The organism is Rhizobium sp. GW821-FHT14E12 (assembly GCF_058803745.1).
This window is the reverse complement of sequence record NZ_JBXAPH010000001.1, coordinates 589,375-605,537: the sequence shown is the minus strand read 5'-3', so window position 1 is coordinate 605,537 and position 16,163 is coordinate 589,375. Positions and strand designations below refer to the sequence as shown.

The window sequence follows — 16,163 nt, the reverse complement described above, 5'->3', positions numbered from 1 at the left end:
GCCCTTGTGTGTTTACGGGCGCGCAGCGCTTCGCGGCCTGATGGCTGCGAGCCGCATGAGGTTCACCGGCAAAGTATCAGTATGCCCTTAGAAAAGCATGATCGACCACCTCGCCCCCCAGGAGTTGATATGACGGTTCAGGGATTTTTCTCCGCCAAGGCAAATGCCGCGGCACAGGCCTATGGGATACCGCGCATCGCCGTTATCGGCCGCGGCTTTTCCGGCATGATGATGGCGATCGCCTTGATGAAGACGGTGCGGACGCCATTTCACCTGCAGCTCTTCGATCCCAATTCCAGCGTCAGCGGCGGTCAGGCGCTCGCCTCCGGCCATAGCAGCGAAATCCTCAACAGCCGCGTGCGCGATCTCTCGGTCTCCGCCGGCGATCCCGATGATTTCAACGACTGGCTCTGTAGCAACGCCCCGTTCCGCAGTGCCGTGCCGGCGGCGATACCCGGATTTCTGCAGATATTCGTGCCAAAGAGCATTTTCAGCGATTATGTCTATCAGCGCTTCTCCGAGGCGCTGTCTTCGCGGCGTGATATCACGGTGCAGGTGAGCGGCGAGACGGTGGTCGGCCTTCGCCGCGGCCGTGGTGGCCGTTTTCTGGTGGAAAGCGCCGGCGTTTCCAATCCGCTGTTCGACATGGTGGTCCTGGCGACCGGTTACGGCATTGCCGATGACCAGCCGCAGAGCGGCGAGCCTGTGGCGACGCCGACGACCGTACGCGCCCGCCGCTTGGTGTCGCGCCCGCATACGGTTTTGCTCGGCAGTGGCCTGCGCGTCGTCGACCGGCTGCTGCAGATGCGCGACAGCGGCTATGACGGCCAGATCACTCTTGTTTCCAGACGCGGCTTCCTGCCGCAAAGCCACACCCGCAGCAATGCTGATCCGGTCTTTCCAGCCGAAGCGATGCCCGGTAATCTCAGCGAGATCGTCCGTTTCATTCGCGCGGCTTGCGAAAATGCCGAGGCCAACGGGCAGAACTGGCAATCCGTCATGAACGGCCTGCGCAAGCATGCCCGCTCGCTCTGGCGGTCGCTGCCGGCGGGCCAGAAACAGCAGTTCAATCGCCATCTGCGCGCCCTTTACGACAGCCACCGCAATCGCCTGCCGGAGGCGCTGCATGTTCGGCTGCAACAGGAACTCGCGGAGGGCAACACGTTGTTGCGTCGCGGACACTTCCTGCGGCGCACGCCGACCGGATTGACGATGAGGCCGGCCGGCCAGCAGGGCATCGAGCCGATCTATGCCGACGAGGTGATCGACTGCCGCTGTCAGGCGCCCGACCTGACGACGCCGCTGATGCAGAGCCTGATCGATGCTGGCCTTGCCATGCCGGACGAGCTCGGCCTCGGCCTTGCCGTCGAGGCCACCGGCGCACTTTCGGTGGATGGTCGCACGACCGACGGGCTTTTCGCCGTGGGGCCGCTGGGGCTCGGGAGCCTGCCGGATATCGATCTGGTGCCGGAGATCGTGATGCAGGCCTATGCTGCGGCGGAAGGCGTTGCGGCGCGGTTCTATCCGCAATGCAAGGCCGTGTAATAGAGCCATATCTCGCTGGTCGAGGGTGGCACATGACCAGGTACGCACGTTCAAGAGCGTCAATCGGCATCGCCTTCATCCTGATTCTGCGAAAAGGATGAGTAATGGTGAGCTCGCCATTGCCGCCATGGGCTTATAGACCTATCTCCCGAGGGCAGTGTTGGGAGACAGGCAATGGCAGCAAAGCCGATCGTTTGTACGCCGGAAGAGGTATTAAGCTTCTGGTTCGAGGAGTGTACGAGCGAGGACTGGTTTCGCTCGACGGTCAAACTCGACGAAGAGATCGGTCGTCGGTTTCGTGACACGCATCTGGCTCTGGCGGCAGGGGTGAGCGATCTCTGGCGAGCGACGCCGGGAAACCGACTGGCCGCAATCATTGTCCTCGATCAATTCCCCCGCAATGTCTATCGCGGCACTCCGCTTGCTTTCGCAACCGACGGCTTGGCGTTGCGGGAGGCGAAAGCGGCTCTGGAGGTGGATGCTGATTGGGAGATGCCGGCGGAGTGGCGGATGTTCCTCTATTTGCCGTTCGAGCATGCCGAAAATCTTGCCGAGCAGGATCGGTCGGTTGCTCTTTTCCAAGCGCTCGGTCTGGACGAACAGATCGACTATGCGCTCCGGCATCGCGCCGTTATCGCCGCTTACGGCCGTTTCCCACATCGCAACGCCATGCTTGGGCGCGTGTCGACCGAGGCCGAGAAAGAGTATCTCGCCCAGCCGGGAGCGGGCTTCTAAGGGGATAAGGGTGGCAAATGCCTTTCTGTCGCCTTTCTTTGCCTTACAAGGCTTACGCGTAGGGACTATGAAATGCACAATCGCAGTATAGGTAGATTCCGTTCTTTCATTTCTTCCGCGCGGCGAATCCGTTTATTCAGGCCGCCAGCGACTTTATCCGCGACGAGGAGCTTTGCTTGCGCCTGCTGAAACACCGCCTCCGTTTTCTGTCCTTGCTGCTTTTGGGATTGAGCTTTGCCGTGACGGCAAATCCTTTGGCGGGCGGGCATGCCTTCGCGCAGGATCAGCAACAGGTACAGCCGGCCCAGCAATCGGATCAGCCCGCACAATCGGCGCCGCTCGCCAATGGTTTGCTGGACACGGCCGTTGCCGATCTCAACAAGGCGAAGAAGGATTTCTCCTCGATCGAGGACGCTTCCAAGAGTGAAGGTGCGGACGACGATACGCTGGTGGCATTGTCCGGTCGGGCCGATGATCTCAATCGTTCCGTCGCGGCGCTCTCTGCGCGGTTGAAACCACGCTTTGCCGAGATCGACACGCGTCTGACGCAGCTCGGTGCTGCTCCCAAGGAAGGACAGCCGCCGGAAGCGCCGATCGTCACGCAGGAACGTGACCGGCTCACCGCCGAACGCTCGCAGATCAGCGCCGTCACCCTTGATGTCGACAATCTTGTCGCAGCGACCAACCATCTCTCGATGCAGCTCGTCGAAATGCGCCGCAAGCTATTCGCCGAAACGCTGTTCAAGCGCACTGGGATTTCCGCGGGAACTTTCGAGGATGCGGGAACGGCTTTCGTCGACGAGGGCGTAAAGTTCAGCGATGCGGTCACGAGCTGGATCAGCTTCGTGGTGAAGGCAAAGCTCGGGTCGCTCCTTGCCGCCGTCTTTCTGTCGCTCACCGCAGCCATGATTTTCCTGTTGGGCGGCTACCGGTTGTTCGGACGTTATTACGTCCGGGACGAAAACATCGAGAACCCGCCTTATATCAGTCGTCTGTCCGTTGCCTTCTGGTCGACATTGATCCGAACGCTGTCGCTGGCCGCCTTTCTCGTCACGTCCTTTTTGAGCCTTTCGAACTTCAATGTGCTGCGGCCGGATATTGCGCCGGTACTGGCGGCCTTCTTCGGCTTCATCTGGCTGGTCTATTTCGTCGGTCGTCTTAGCAATGCCGTTTTCGCGCCTTTCAGGCCGCATTGGCGGCTCGTCAAGCTGTCGAACAAGGGTGCGAAGTCGCTGAGCTGGTGCATGCAGGCCATGGCTGTCGTCAACGGCCTGGATTATGTCTTCGATCGTATCAGCGAATCCATGGGGTCGCCGGTTGTCGTCACCGTGGCGAAGAGCTTCTTCGCCGCGCTGTTGATTGGCCTGATCCTGATCACGTCCTCCTTCGGCAAGCCTATTCTCGCCAAGAGCGGCGATCCGGATGATCCTGGCCGCCGCTGGCCGCATGGCATGGCGATCATCCTTCGGGTACTCGGTACATTGCTGATCTTCACGGCGGTCATCGGCTATGTCGGTCTGGCGCGCTTCATCGCGACGCAGCTGATCATGACCAGCGCCGTTCTTGTCACCATGTATATCGGCTTCCAGCTGGGTAAGGCCGTGTCGCGGCAGGGCGTCTTTGCCGAAACGATCATCGGGCGTTTCCTGGAAAACCGCTTCAAGCTTGGCGATGTCGCGCTCGATCAGGCAGGGCTTGTCGCCAGCCTTGCGACCTATGCTGTCGCGCTTTTGACCGGTATTCCCCTGATCCTGCTGTCCTGGGGCTTCCATATCCAGGATCTGGAGCTCTTCGCCTATCGGCTGTTCACCGAGATCCGCATCGGCAATATGTCGATTTCGCTGGTCGGTATCCTCGCGGGCGTGTTGCTGTTTGCCGGCGGCTATCTGGTGACCCGCTGGTTCCAGCGCTGGCTGGACGGCAATGTCATGGCGCGCGGCCAGATGGACCTGGGCGTGCGCAATTCGGTCAAGACCGGCATCGGCTATCTCGGTATCGCGCTGGCGGCCATCTTTGCTATTTCGGCTGCTGGTATCGACCTGTCGAGCCTGGCGCTTGTCGCCAGTGCGCTTTCGGTCGGTATCGGTTTCGGCCTGCAGAACATCGTGTCGAACTTTGTTTCCGGCTTGATCCTTCTTGTCGAGCGGCCTTTCAAGGTCGGCGACTGGATCGTTTCCGGCGCCTCGGAAGGCATCGTCAAGCGCATCTCGGTGCGCGCCACCGAGATCGAGACTTTCCGCAAGCAGTCGATCATCGTGCCGAATTCGGAGCTGATCAATGCTTCCGTCGGCAACTGGACGCACCGCAACCGTCTGGCGCGCTCGGAAATCCCCGTTTCCGTCAGCTTCGAATCCGATCCCAGGAAGGTGATGGATATCCTGCTGGAACTGGTGCGCAACGTTCCGAAGGTGCTGAGAAATCCGGAGCCGCATGTCGAATTCCTGCGCTTTGGCCCATCCTCGCTTGATTTCGAGATGCGCTTCTATCTCTCGGATCTCTCCGACGGCATGGAGATCCGCAACGGTCTGCGGATCGAGATCCTCCGGCGTTTCCGCGAGGAAGGGATTTCCATTCCCTATCCGCATCAGGAACTGCATATCGTTCGCGATGGCAAGCGGGGCAAGCCGAGCAGCATTCTTGCAGAATCGGCGGATGGACCGGAAGGCGAGAGCGCGGAGGTTGTGAAAGAGATTGTTTCTCCGATCGAGCATCCGCTGCCGGAAACCAAAAGCGCCGGCCGCCGCCGTGGCAGGGCGCCGGCAGAGTGATGTGACCGATACGGGTGTGCGGCGTCGCCCGTCTGAAATCAAAAGATCGAAAGTATAGAATAGGGATGCTCCGGTTTTGAAAGACTAGGGCATCGCTCGGTATCCAGATACGAGCCGGGTGCTCTGACGGCTGCTTTCTTCATCTATGGGAAACCAGTCGACTTAACAAATACTCAAAGGCTTTGCTGTAGAAACTCGGACGAGGCGGAGTTTTTATTAGCAGGTTTTATCATGTCATTTTTGGGTATTTCCGGAATGCAATATTCCGGTGGGTCGCTTTCCGGAGCACGCATTCTCCTTGCCGAGGATTCGAATGTCTTTACGTCAATGATCAGCACGAAGCTGAAGGAGCTCCTCGACATCGACATTGAAATCTGCCGCAACTTTGAGGAGTTGCAGCTCGCCTATGACAAATCGTCGGAGCCGATCCGGCTGGCGATCTCCAACATCAATCTGCCCGGCGCGGAAAAGGGTGAGGCGCTGGAATATCTCATCGATCTCAGCATCCCGACGATCGCCTTTACCGGCACCTTCCTTGCGGGCATGCGCGACGAGCTGATCGCCAAGGATGTTGTCGATTATATTCTCAAGGACAATGTCTTTGCCGTCGATCTGCTGGTGGAATCGATCTGCCGTTTCCTCACCAATCATCGCCATCATGTACTGATCGTCGATGATAGCGCCACGGCGCGCGCGTTGTTGTCCAGCCGCCTGAAGCGCTATAATTTCCGCGTGAGCGTGGCAGAGAACGGCGCCAAGGCGCTAGAGATCCTCAAGGCTAACCGCGACATCGGCCTGATGGTCACCGATTACAACATGCCCGATATCGACGGCTTCGAACTGACGCGCCGCATCCGCGCCAGCATCGGTTCGCATGAGCTGCGCATCATCGGCGTCTCGTCCTCCACCAATCGGCTTCTGTCGGCGCGTTTTCTCAAGGCCGGCGGCAACGATTTCATGCTGCGGCCGTTTATCGACGAGGAATTCTACTGCCGCGTGAACCAGAATCTCGACACGCTGCTGCAGATCCAGTCTGTGCGGCAAGTCAGAATGAGTGCCTGACATGTTGGAAGGGGAGAGCCGTGGATGTTCAATCAAGAAAAACGTGAAGATAATTCATGTTTTTCATAAGATTTGTACAATCTATGGTTCCGCTTTCTTCACGAATCCTGTTCACGATGGGACCGATAGCACAGTCGTTTCGTCCGCAATAGCGATGACGAACAGGCGGTGCCAGGCGGTTCGGAGGGCGTGAAAGAAATGGTGGTGCGCGTGGATTTCCTCAGTGATGGCCAAGGTCATCGCCGTGGCAGCCAGGAGATACTTCTGGTGGAAGATTCGCGCATGTTTTCAGCCGTCCTCGGCCACCGCTTCCAAACAGAACTCGGACTTAACGTCACCCACTGCTCTTCGCTGAAGCAACTGAACGAAGTGCTTGCGATCGGTGGGCATGGTTTCACCATGGCGGTCGTCGATCTCAACCTGCCGGATTCGCCGCATGGCGAGGCGCTGGATGTCGCCATCGCTCACCATATTCCGTCAATCGTCTTTACCGCATCCTTCGATGTGGCGATGCGCAGCCGCATCATGGAGCGGCGTATTGTCGACTACGTTCTGAAGGACAATGAATTCGCCCTCGACAATCTCGTCTCCTCCGTGAGGCGCGCCATCTCCAACCGCAGTACGCGCGTGCTGGTGGTGGATGACATGCCGTCGGCACGGCGCGTGCTGGTCGAAATTCTGGAGGCACAGCAGTTCAAGGTGGTTGAAGCCGGTTCCGGCGTCGAGGCTCTGTCGGTGCTCGAGGACTACAGCGACATCGAAATGGTGCTCACCGACTATCATATGCCCGACATGAATGGTCAGGAGCTGACGCGGCGCATTCGCCATCACTTCGGCTCGGATCGGATGCGCGTCATCGGCGTCTCCTCTTCGAATGATCGGCTGCTTTCAGCGGCCTTCCTCAAGGCTGGCGCCAACGACTTCATCTACCGTCCCTTCGTGGAGGAAGAACTTCAGTGCCGCATTGCGCTCAATGTCGAGACACTGTTGCAGCTCAAGCAGTTGCGCGTTTTGGCGGCGAGCGACTATCTGACCGGGCTCTACAACAGGCGGTACTTCTACGATCAGGGTCCGAGGATCGTGAACGAGTGCCTGCGCCGTCAGCGACCGAGTTCGGTCGCGATCCTCGATATCGACCATTTCAAGAAGCTGAACGACACCTACGGTCACGAAATCGGTGATCAGGTGCTGAAGGCGGTCGCCGACCGGCTCAGGTCTCTGTTCGAAGGCAGCGATAGCTTGTTGTCCCGGCTCGGTGGCGAAGAGTTCGCCATTCTCTTCACGGAGACGGATTCACGCGCCGCAACCGCCATTTGCGACGATGTGCGCGTCAGTCTCTCGAACCTGAAGGTCAATGCGGATGACGAGGAATTGTCAGTCACCGTGTCGATCGGCGTGGCCGAGATCGCCGGCTACGAGGCGTTCGAGAATTATTTGAACGCCGCCGACCAGTTTCTCTACATGGCCAAGCACAATGGCCGAAACCAGGTCTATTCCGACTTCAAGATGACGAAAGAAGCGGCCGAATAGGCCGCTTCGATTGTTGATTGGTTACCGATTGTAGCTTCAGATCACCACGCCGGTGCGATTATTCGACATGGTGAGTTTGCGCTCGGCGCGCTCCTGCTGCGGCGAGCGATTGTAGAGTTCGCGATAACACTTGGAGAAGTGCGAGGCGGAAACGAAGCCGCAGGCAACCGCCACTTCCACCACCGGCATGGAGGACTGCACCAGCAGGTGGCGGGCGCGGTCGAGGCGGATTTCCAGATAGTAGCGAGCCGGCGAGCGTCCCATTTCCTGGCGGAAGAGGCGTTCGATCTGGCGGCGCGATAGCCCGGCATCGTCGGCGATCTCAAGCAGCGACAACGGCTCGGCGAGATTGCTTTCCATCAGTTCGATGATCGACAGCACCTTGGCGTTCTGGACGCCGAGGCGGGCGCGTAGCGGCAGGCGCTGGCGGTCGTGCGGGCTGCGGACGCGATCGGTCAATTGCTGCTCGCAGACGCGGTTGACGAGGTTCTCGCCAAAGTCCTGACCGATCAGGTTCAGCATCATGTCGAGCGAAGCCGTGCCGCCGGCACAGGTGTAGAGATTGCTGTCGACCTCGTAGAGATCGGCATAGACTTCCGCCTGCGGGAAGGTCTCGGAGAAGCCAGGAAGGTTTTCCCAGTGGATGGCGCAGCGCTTGCCGTTCAGGAGACCTGCCTGGGCGAGCACATGCGCGCCCGTACAGAGACTTCCGACGGCGACGCCGCGATTGTAGGTCTCACGCAGCCAGGCATTGACCGACTTGTTGTTGAACTCCTCGACATAGATGCCCGAACAGACGAGCACCATGTTCGGCCGATTTTCGCCGCTGAGATAACGGCGCTCGTCGGCGAGCGCCGAATTGACCTCAAGCCCGATGCCGCTGGAGGAATAGACCTTCTGGCCATCGGTCGAGGCAAGTCGCCATGAGTAGGCGGGGTAACCCAGCATGCGGTTGGCGATCCGCAGCGTTTCAACCGCAGCGGAAAACGGCAGCATGGTAAAATGGGGAACGAGAAAGAAAACCAGGGAACGCGTCTTAGTCGGAATCTTGCTCATATCGGGAAAATCCATGCTTCAGGACCATTCCGTATACCTTGCGTCAAATGCGTCGGCTCGATGGTCTAATAGCGACACTGGCATGGATAATAGCGGCCGCAAAGAGATATTTGTGCTGGCTTATTAAAATTGCCACAGGAAAGAAAGCAGGCCAGGTAGCCAAGCAATTCCCTTAGATGGTCAAATATATATGGGGATCATAATCAAGATAAAAGAAAGGCAGGCTTGCACATGCTAGATGTTCGAAAGGCGACACTCGTTTCGGTTGAGCATCGCCTTTAGAATTTTGAGGCTATCACAATCATCGGGCAGCCTTGGGCTTCTTCGTTTCGTCCGCGACTGGCCAGCCGAGATCCTTGCGCATGTCGTCCGAAAGAGACGCAAGCTCGCGCTCGGAACGCCACTGCTGCCAGCGATCGGCGATGCGGGTGATAAATGGCACATAACCACCACTCGCCGGGAGCGTGCTCCGCGTCCTACCGGTGTCTCTATAGATAATCGTCGTCATTTCCAGGTTCCTTTCGGTTTTTAGATGCCCGAAAGGTCGCGACCTTTACGGGTTAATATGGGGCTGGCTTACGTATCAATCAAGCGAATAGATCTTATAGCTGCCATAAGTATTATTGAACGATGGTGCCTTTGCGGGCTTTCGTTCGTAGGCCGACAGCATCCGATCCGGCGGCAAGCCGCGTGCGTTGACGTCGTCGATCAGATGCGCTGGAAAGCGCGCCACGATCTCATCGAGCGTATGCTGTGCCGTCCGCTGGACGACGCGAACACGCATGAGGTTGAACAGGCGAGATGCCTCGTAAAGTATGGTGTCAGCCATGGTCATCGCTCCTTTTCGGCTGCCTTGTCAGTTTCGTTAGGACCAATATGTCCCCTCGTTGACATTCAGGCAAACGAAATGATATGGTGCTTAAGATCAGAAAAATTGAAGGATGCCGATATGACCGTACCGTTTCGCCGGCCCATACCGCTGCTCGACAATGAAGTTCTGCGCACCTTTGTCGCCATCGCCGAGACCGGTAATTTCTCCACTGCCGCCGATGCGGTCTTTCGCACGCCGTCGGCGGTCTCGATGCAGATCAAGAAGATGGAAGAGCAGCTGGGCGTGACGTTGTTTCTGCGCGATGCGCGCTCGGTCAGCCTGACGCAGCATGGCGAAATGCTGCTTTCTTATGCGCGCAACATCCTAGCCTTGTCGAACGAAGCCGTATCGCGTTTCATTATGCCCGAGCTCAGCGGCGTCGTGCGCTTGGGTGCACCCGATGATATCGGCGAGCGCCTGCTGCCGACCATCCTGAAGAGCTTTTCGGAGAGCTATCCCGGCATCATGGTCGATGTCGTCGTGGATATGAGCCTCCAGCTGAAGAAGCGCATCGAGGAGCAGCGCCTGGATCTCGCGCTGATCAATTGCGCGACACGGCCATTTCCGACGGACGGCGAGGTGATCTTTACGGAGCGTCTCGTCTGGGCCGGCGCCAAATGTGGCACGGCCTATCGGCGCGATCCCTTGCCGATCTCGATCTGGGAAGATGGTTGCATCTGGCGGTCGGAAGCATTGGCGCAGCTGGAACGGCACAAGCGGCCCTACCGCGTCTCCTATCTCAGCGCCCATACGATGGCGCAGCGCGCCGCTATCGTCTCCGATCTCGCGGTTGCGCCGTTTCCACGGTCCTACATTGGTGAGGATATGGAGATCCTCGGGCCGAACGAGGGCCTGCCGGAACTCACCTCCTTCGACATTCGCCTGCTGACGGCATCGCAGATGACGGGGCCGATGAAGGCGGTGGCCGATAGCATCCGGCAGGCGTTCGTAGAAATCGGGCGAAAACTGGCCGCGTAAACCGCGGCCAGTTAAGTGTTACTCGCGGCTGCGGCGACGTCTGCGGCCGCCACCTTCGCCGCCTGCATCGTCAGAGGACTGCTTGCGTTCCGGCAGGGTCACGACCTTCGAGAGTTCCGGGAAGGCGTCGACCTTGTTGGGCAGCGCCATAGCATAGACGAAATGCTCCTGAAATTTTGATTCAAGCGCTGTCTCTATCTTCTCGATTTTGCTGACGGTTTCCTCGATCTCGCGGCGATAGCCGCGATTGAGGAGCGCCATGCGCGCGCCGGTGCCGGCGGCGTTGCCGACCGCCTTTACCTTGTCGAGGGCACAATCCGGTATCAGGCCGAGCACCATCGCATATTTCGGATCGATGAAGGTGCCGAAGGCGCCGGCAAGGCCGATGTGGTCGACGTGATCGATACCTTGCTTGTCCATCAAGAGCTTGACGCCGGCATAGAGGGCGGCCTTGGCGAGCTGGATGGCGCGCACGTCGTTCTGTGTCACCGTAATGCGCTGTTCGCCGTCGCGCAGCAGATAGGAATAGGTGCGGCCGTTCTGCAGGATACGCGCCGAGCGCGCCATCATGCCGCCGTCGACCACGCCGTCCTCTGAAATGATGCCGGCGAGGAACATTTCGGCGACCACCTCGATGATCGCCGATCCGCAAATGCCGGTGACGCCGACCGTTGCTGCTGCCTCGGCAAAACCCGGTTCGTCCGACCAGGGTTCGATGCCGATGACGCGGTAGCGCGGCTCGAGCGTCACGGGGTCGATGCGTACGCGCTCGATCGCGCCCGGAGCGGCACGCTGGCCGCTGGAAATCTCGGCGCCTTCGAAGGCCGGGCCAGTGGGCGAGGAGGCGGCGACGACGCGCTGGCGGTTGCCGAGCACGATTTCGGCATTGGTGCCGATATCGACCAGCAGCATCATTTCATCCTGCCGGTGCGGCCCTTCAGCCAGCGTCGCTGCGGCGGCATCGGCGCCGACATGGCCGGCGATGCAGGGCAGCATATAGACGCGCGTGCCCGTATTCATCGGCAAGCCGACTTCGGCCGAGGTCAGGTGTACGGCTCCGGACACGGCAAGCGCAAAGGGCGCACCGCCAAGCTCGGTCGGGTCGATGCCGAGAAAGAGGTGATGCATGATCGGATTGCCGACGAAGACGGCATCGAGAATGTCCTGGCGCGACACGCCGCCATCGGCGCAGACCTTGTCGATCAGCCCGTTCAGCGCCTCGCGCACGGCATTGGTCATCGCGGGCCGTCCGTCCGGGTTCATCATCACATAGGAGACGCGGCTCATCAGGTCTTCGCCGAAGCGGATCTGCGGGTTGGATGTGCCCGCGGACGCGACTGTGCGGCCCGACAGCAGCGAGGAGAGATGCATGGCGATGGTGGTCGAGCCGATATCGCAGGCGATGCCATAGGCTTCGTTCTTCAGGCCCGGATAGAGCGCGATCAGGCGTGGGGGATCGCTCTCATGATCCTGGTGGATCGCGGCGGTGACTTTCCATTCGCCCTTGCGCAGGATCGACTGCACCTGCGGGATGATGTGAAAATCGACTTCCAGATTGTCGTATTTCCAGTCGGCGGCCAATGCCGCCTTCAGCCGGTCGAGATCGCCTGTCGGCTTGTGCATGTCCGGCTCTTCGACCTCGACGTAGCACATGTGCACGGCCGTGTCGCGGGCGATAATGCGCTCGTCGACGGCCTTGCGGACCACCTGCGCATTGATCACCGTATCCTGCGGCACGTCGATGACGAGGTCGCCCTGGATCAGCGCAGAGCAGGAGAGGCGGCGCCCATCCGGCAGATCACGGACCTCGGCGTAGCGCTTTTCCTTCGGGCCGATCGGCGAGAGATGGTTGTTGGCGGAGACGATCTTGTGCTTGGCGAAATTGCCTTCCTGCACGGAAATCTGACAACGCCCGCAGGTCGCGCGGCCACCGCAGACGCTTTCGACATAAACGCCAAGCTGCCTTGCTGCCTCCAGCACCGGTGTGCCGACCGCGAAACGGCCGCGCTTTCCGGAAGGCATGAAGAGGACGAGGGGATTCGTGCTGTCGCTGGCTTGAGCCACGGATCAGCCTTTCTGTTTGCTGAGGCGGCGTACGTTCGAACGAACACGCTTGCTATAGGGCTTCACCGAAGCCTGGGCGATTGCATCGGCGGCGCGGCTCGATGAGACGCGGCCACCTGTTGCCATTGCCGTCATCGCCGCGATGCCCTGTTGAGTGAGAGCCATATTGGTTGCGACCGCACTTTCGGCAGCAGCCATCATCTTCTCGGAGACCATGCGGTTGACTTCCGTGGAATTCACGCCGCCGCCGGTCATGGCCGTCATCCACATTTGCGACAGGCGCATGGAGATCACCATGGGCGCCTGAAACCACAATGTGGCGAGGTCGTTGGAAAGCTTCTGGCTTGGATAGGTCATCACTATTCCCTCGCTGCGCTTGCGCCGGCCCGTGCCGCGCGCCCACCCCGTCGACCACCGCCACCCGCCGTCGGAGCCGCCGCTGTTGGGGCGGCACCACCTTCTGCTTGCTTGTAGTCGCGATAGGTCATGATCCAGTTGGTGCAGTTGGCGTCCGTGCCGTTCAGCACGTTGGCAGCGCGCACGGCTTCCATTTCCTGCGGACGGCAGGGGTTCATGATCGCCGAGGTCATGCCGGCACCAATCACCATCGGGATGAAGCCGGCATTGATGCCATGGCGGTGCGGCAGGCCGAAAGAGATGTTGGAAAGGCCGCAGGTGGTGTTGACCTTCAGCTCGTTGCGCAGGCGGTGCAGTAGCGCGAAGACCTGGCGGCCGGCGTCGCCGAGCGCGCCGATCGGCATGACGAGCGGGTCGACGATGATGTCCTCAGGCTTGATGCCGTAGTCCATGGCGCGCTGGACGATCTTCTTGGCGACGGCGAAACGAACGTCCGGGTCCATGGAAATGCCGGTCTCGTCGTTGGAAATGGCGACGACCGGCACGTCGTATTTCTTGATCAGCGGCAGGATGGCTTCGAGCTTTTCCTCTTCGCCGGTGACGGAGTTGACCAGCGGTCGGCCCTTGGCGACCTTCAGCGCCGCCTCGATTGCCGCCGTCACCGAGCTGTCGATCGACAATGGCACATCGACGAGACCCTGGACGATTTCCAAGGTCTGCACCAGCAGGCCCGGTTCCGTCTCGTTCGGGTTGACCGAGGTGACGCCGGCATTGACGTCGAGCATGGTTGCGCCTGCGGTCACCTGTTCAAGCGCATCCTTGATGACGGTATCGAAATTGCCCTCGATCATCTCGGCGGCCAGCTTCTTGCGCCCCGTCGGGTTGATGCGTTCGCCAATCACGCAAAAGGGCTGATCGAAGCCGATGATGATTTCGCGGGTGGCGGATGCAACGATGGTGCGCGTCATGTCTGATCCTCTGGTCAGTTGGCACGATAGAGCAGATCTATCGTGCCACGATGGGGGTTACAAGCGGGCCGGGCTCCTCCGCCCGCCGCTCGTTTCAATGTGTATGATGGGCGGCGGCTTCGGCCATTTCTTGCTGGTTCTCTTCCTTGCCCTCGCGGATATGTTCCAGTCGCTCGGCGACCAGCGCGTCGGTGCGGTTGGCCTCGTGCTTCCATGGCCGGCGGCCCTTCAGCACGCCGGAATCATGCACCATTTCTGCGACATATTCTTCCTGGCGATAGGCCATGACGTGGACGCCGGATACGCCCTCGATCTCCTTCACCTCGTTGATGATATCGATGCAGAGCTGCTTGCCCTCTTTCTTCTGATCCTGGGCACCCTCGATGCGCTTGATGATCTCATCCGGAATATGCACGCCTGGCACGTTCGAGCGCATCCAGCGGGCAGTTTTTGCCGAGGCGAGCGGACCGACGCCGACCAGGATGAAGCATTTTTCATGCAGGCCGAGATCACGGACCTTCTTCATATAGTCCCGGAACATCGGCACGTCGTAGCAATATTGGCTCTGGACGAACTGCGCGCCGGCCTCGATCTTCTTCGCAAGCCGATAGGGGCGGAAGTCGTAGGGCGGCGCAAACGGGTTGATGGCGGCGCCCAGAAAGACCTTCGGCGGAGAGGTCAGCTTGCGACCGGAGAGGAATTTCGCATTGTCGCGCATGACACGGACGGTTTCGAGTAGCGACATGCAGTCGAGGTCGAAAACCGGCTTGGCGCCCGGTTGGTCGCCGGCCTGCACGCCGTCGCCGGTCAGGCACATGATGTTGCAGACGCCCATGGCGGCAGCCCCCAGCACGTCGCCCTGGATGGCGATGCGGTTCTTGTCGCGGCAGGCGATCTGCATGATCGGCGCATAGCCCATGCGCGTCAGCAGCGCGCAGATGCCGACTGAGGACATGTGGCAATTGGCGCCGGAGGCATCGACCGCGTTGATACCATCCACCCATCCGGAGAAGATCGCGGCGCGCTCATAGACATCTTCGGGATTGGCGCTGTCGGGCGGATTCAGCTCTGCGGTGACGGCGAATTCACCACGGCGAAGCACCCGCTCCAGCCGGCCGAGCGAGGAATGGCCGGGCAGGGGATCGAGCGGCAGATGCGCGCCCAATGGATTTTCATCGATATGCGCCATCGATCAGGCTTCCTTCTTTGCCGCTTCACGGGCCGCGGCGGCTTCCGCCGTCACACGCAGCCAGGAAGACGTCTCGCGCAGCGACTGATTCACCGGCTTCTGCACGTTCAAGATTGCATCGCCATAGGCCATGTTGCGCGAGCCGTTCCAGGCCTGCACCCAGACGCAGGGCATGTCGGGCTCGACTTCGCAATTGCCATTGGCGCGCACACCGCCGCAGGGGCCGTTGCGCAGCTGCTTCGGACAGTTCATCGGACAGGACATGCCGGTCGACGACAGCGCGCACTGGCCGCACATGCGACAGTCGAAGAGGAAGCCCTTCACATTGCGCTCGACGAAAGTGATGGGACGTTCGACGCGCTCGTAGCCGATCTTCTTCCAGAGCGGATGCAGCAGGAGAAAAGCATCGGCGAAGCGGCGGTAGAACCATTCGAGGAAACGCGAATGGCGCACGGCCCAAAGGCGGACAGTGTATTTGCGCCGTGCGCGACGGTTCGGCGAGACGCCGGCGGGCGTATAGGCGCCGCTGGCGGCCTTCGCGCCCGGAGCGGCATTGCCCGGTTTCGGGGCGGGATCAGCCATTGTCGCGGCCCCCGGCCTTCACCAGGGCAATGAGACGCTCCCGGTCATAGGCGGTTTCGAGCTCGCTTGCGGCCTTGTCGGCCTCGGCTTCCAGATCGTCGGAGACGGGTACGGGATCGGCCTTGCGCCATTCGGCCAGATAGTCATCCGTTTCGGCGGCTCCGGTGCGCATGGCGCACATGTCGATCGCTTCGGTGAAGCGCAGAGACAGCTCACGTTTCGCCGCCTGCCGCCCTTTCTTGATGATCACCTGGGCCGGAATATCCCGCCAATAGACGACAATGCGATCCGCCATGCAGAAGTTCTCCTCTTTGATCAAGAATGCACGTCCGTCCACCCCGGGACTGCGCTTGCCACGACGCGGCATATGCCGAAAAACGACGCTCCATGCAAAGCACCTTCACAAACGGCAGTAAACTTCGCCGTCGCGCAAGGCGGCAAGTGTTTTAGGCCGTGAT

The 16,163-nt window shown here is 60.1% G+C and carries 15 protein-coding genes; 6 read left to right on the top strand and 9 right to left on the bottom strand.

Going from position 1 to position 16,163, the window contains the following annotated elements:
- Window positions 1–129: 129 nt before the first annotated feature.
- The 5 genes from AC1RO0_RS02990 to AC1RO0_RS02970 all read left to right on the top strand — a co-directional run bounded on the left by AC1RO0_RS02990 (window position 130) and on the right by AC1RO0_RS02970 (window position 7,640).
- The gene (locus tag AC1RO0_RS02990) at window positions 130–1,545 is read left to right on the top strand and encodes an FAD/NAD(P)-binding protein (RefSeq protein WP_498591468.1); all 1,416 of its coding nucleotides are present in this window, start codon (window positions 130–132) and stop codon (window positions 1,543–1,545) included.
- Between the two features lie 174 nt (window positions 1,546–1,719).
- On the top strand, window positions 1,720–2,280 hold the full coding sequence (locus AC1RO0_RS02985; protein WP_498591467.1) for a DUF924 family protein: 561 nt from the start codon (window positions 1,720–1,722) through the stop codon (window positions 2,278–2,280).
- A 176-nt stretch (window positions 2,281–2,456) separates the two neighbouring features.
- The gene (locus tag AC1RO0_RS02980) at window positions 2,457–5,048 is read left to right on the top strand and encodes a mechanosensitive ion channel family protein (RefSeq protein WP_498591466.1); all 2,592 of its coding nucleotides are present in this window, start codon (window positions 2,457–2,459) and stop codon (window positions 5,046–5,048) included.
- 231 nt (window positions 5,049–5,279) lie between these two features.
- Window positions 5,280–6,110 carry a response regulator gene (locus AC1RO0_RS02975; RefSeq protein WP_007696834.1) on the top strand — a complete coding sequence of 277 codons (831 nt, stop codon included), beginning with the start codon at window positions 5,280–5,282 and terminating at the stop codon, window positions 6,108–6,110.
- 198 nt (window positions 6,111–6,308) lie between these two features.
- Window positions 6,309–7,640, top strand: a complete 1,332-nt coding sequence (locus tag AC1RO0_RS02970) for a diguanylate cyclase (RefSeq protein ID WP_498592367.1) — start codon at window positions 6,309–6,311, stop codon at window positions 7,638–7,640.
- A 36-nt stretch (window positions 7,641–7,676) separates the two neighbouring features.
- Here AC1RO0_RS02970 and AC1RO0_RS02965 read toward each other — a convergent pair whose 3' ends face one another.
- From AC1RO0_RS02965 to AC1RO0_RS02955, 3 genes are all read right to left on the bottom strand, one after another.
- Window positions 7,677–8,696, bottom strand: coding sequence for a GlxA family transcriptional regulator (locus AC1RO0_RS02965; RefSeq protein WP_498591465.1), 1,020 nt, complete (start codon window positions 8,694–8,696; stop codon window positions 7,677–7,679).
- 301 nt (window positions 8,697–8,997) lie between these two features.
- Window positions 8,998–9,204, bottom strand: coding sequence for a hypothetical protein (locus AC1RO0_RS02960; protein WP_498591464.1), 207 nt, complete (start codon window positions 9,202–9,204; stop codon window positions 8,998–9,000).
- Window positions 9,205–9,279: 75 nt separating this feature from the next.
- Window positions 9,280–9,525 (bottom strand): hypothetical protein, encoded by a 246-nt coding sequence (locus AC1RO0_RS02955; RefSeq protein WP_498591463.1) that lies wholly within the window; start codon window positions 9,523–9,525, stop codon window positions 9,280–9,282.
- Between the two features lie 78 nt (window positions 9,526–9,603).
- Between AC1RO0_RS02955 and AC1RO0_RS02950 the strand changes: the two genes are divergently transcribed.
- Window positions 9,604–10,545 (top strand): LysR family transcriptional regulator, encoded by a 942-nt coding sequence (locus AC1RO0_RS02950; protein WP_498591462.1) that lies wholly within the window; start codon window positions 9,604–9,606, stop codon window positions 10,543–10,545.
- Between the two features lie 18 nt (window positions 10,546–10,563).
- Here AC1RO0_RS02950 and AC1RO0_RS02945 read toward each other — a convergent pair whose 3' ends face one another.
- The 6 genes from AC1RO0_RS02945 to AC1RO0_RS02920 all read right to left on the bottom strand — a co-directional run bounded on the left by AC1RO0_RS02945 (window position 10,564) and on the right by AC1RO0_RS02920 (window position 16,000).
- Window positions 10,564–12,567: an ASKHA domain-containing protein gene (locus AC1RO0_RS02945; protein ID WP_498592366.1), complete on the bottom strand. Its 2,004-nt coding sequence runs from the start codon at window positions 12,565–12,567 to the stop codon at window positions 10,564–10,566.
- 45 nt (window positions 12,568–12,612) lie between these two features.
- Window positions 12,613–12,966 carry a hypothetical protein gene (locus tag AC1RO0_RS02940; protein WP_498591461.1) on the bottom strand — a complete coding sequence of 118 codons (354 nt, stop codon included), beginning with the start codon at window positions 12,964–12,966 and terminating at the stop codon, window positions 12,613–12,615.
- A 2-nt stretch (window positions 12,967–12,968) separates the two neighbouring features.
- Window positions 12,969–13,934: a methyltetrahydrofolate cobalamin methyltransferase gene (locus tag AC1RO0_RS02935; RefSeq protein ID WP_498591460.1), complete on the bottom strand. Its 966-nt coding sequence runs from the start codon at window positions 13,932–13,934 to the stop codon at window positions 12,969–12,971.
- A 94-nt stretch (window positions 13,935–14,028) separates the two neighbouring features.
- Window positions 14,029–15,123 (bottom strand): methylenetetrahydrofolate reductase, encoded by a 1,095-nt coding sequence (locus AC1RO0_RS02930; protein WP_498591459.1) that lies wholly within the window; start codon window positions 15,121–15,123, stop codon window positions 14,029–14,031.
- 3 nt (window positions 15,124–15,126) lie between these two features.
- Window positions 15,127–15,705: a methylenetetrahydrofolate reductase C-terminal domain-containing protein gene (locus AC1RO0_RS02925; RefSeq protein ID WP_498591458.1), complete on the bottom strand. Its 579-nt coding sequence runs from the start codon at window positions 15,703–15,705 to the stop codon at window positions 15,127–15,129.
- Window positions 15,698–16,000: a virulence factor gene (locus AC1RO0_RS02920; protein ID WP_007696804.1), complete on the bottom strand. Its 303-nt coding sequence runs from the start codon at window positions 15,998–16,000 to the stop codon at window positions 15,698–15,700. Before AC1RO0_RS02920 ends, AC1RO0_RS02925 begins: the two co-directional genes overlap by 8 nt.
- Window positions 16,001–16,163 lie beyond the last annotated feature (163 nt).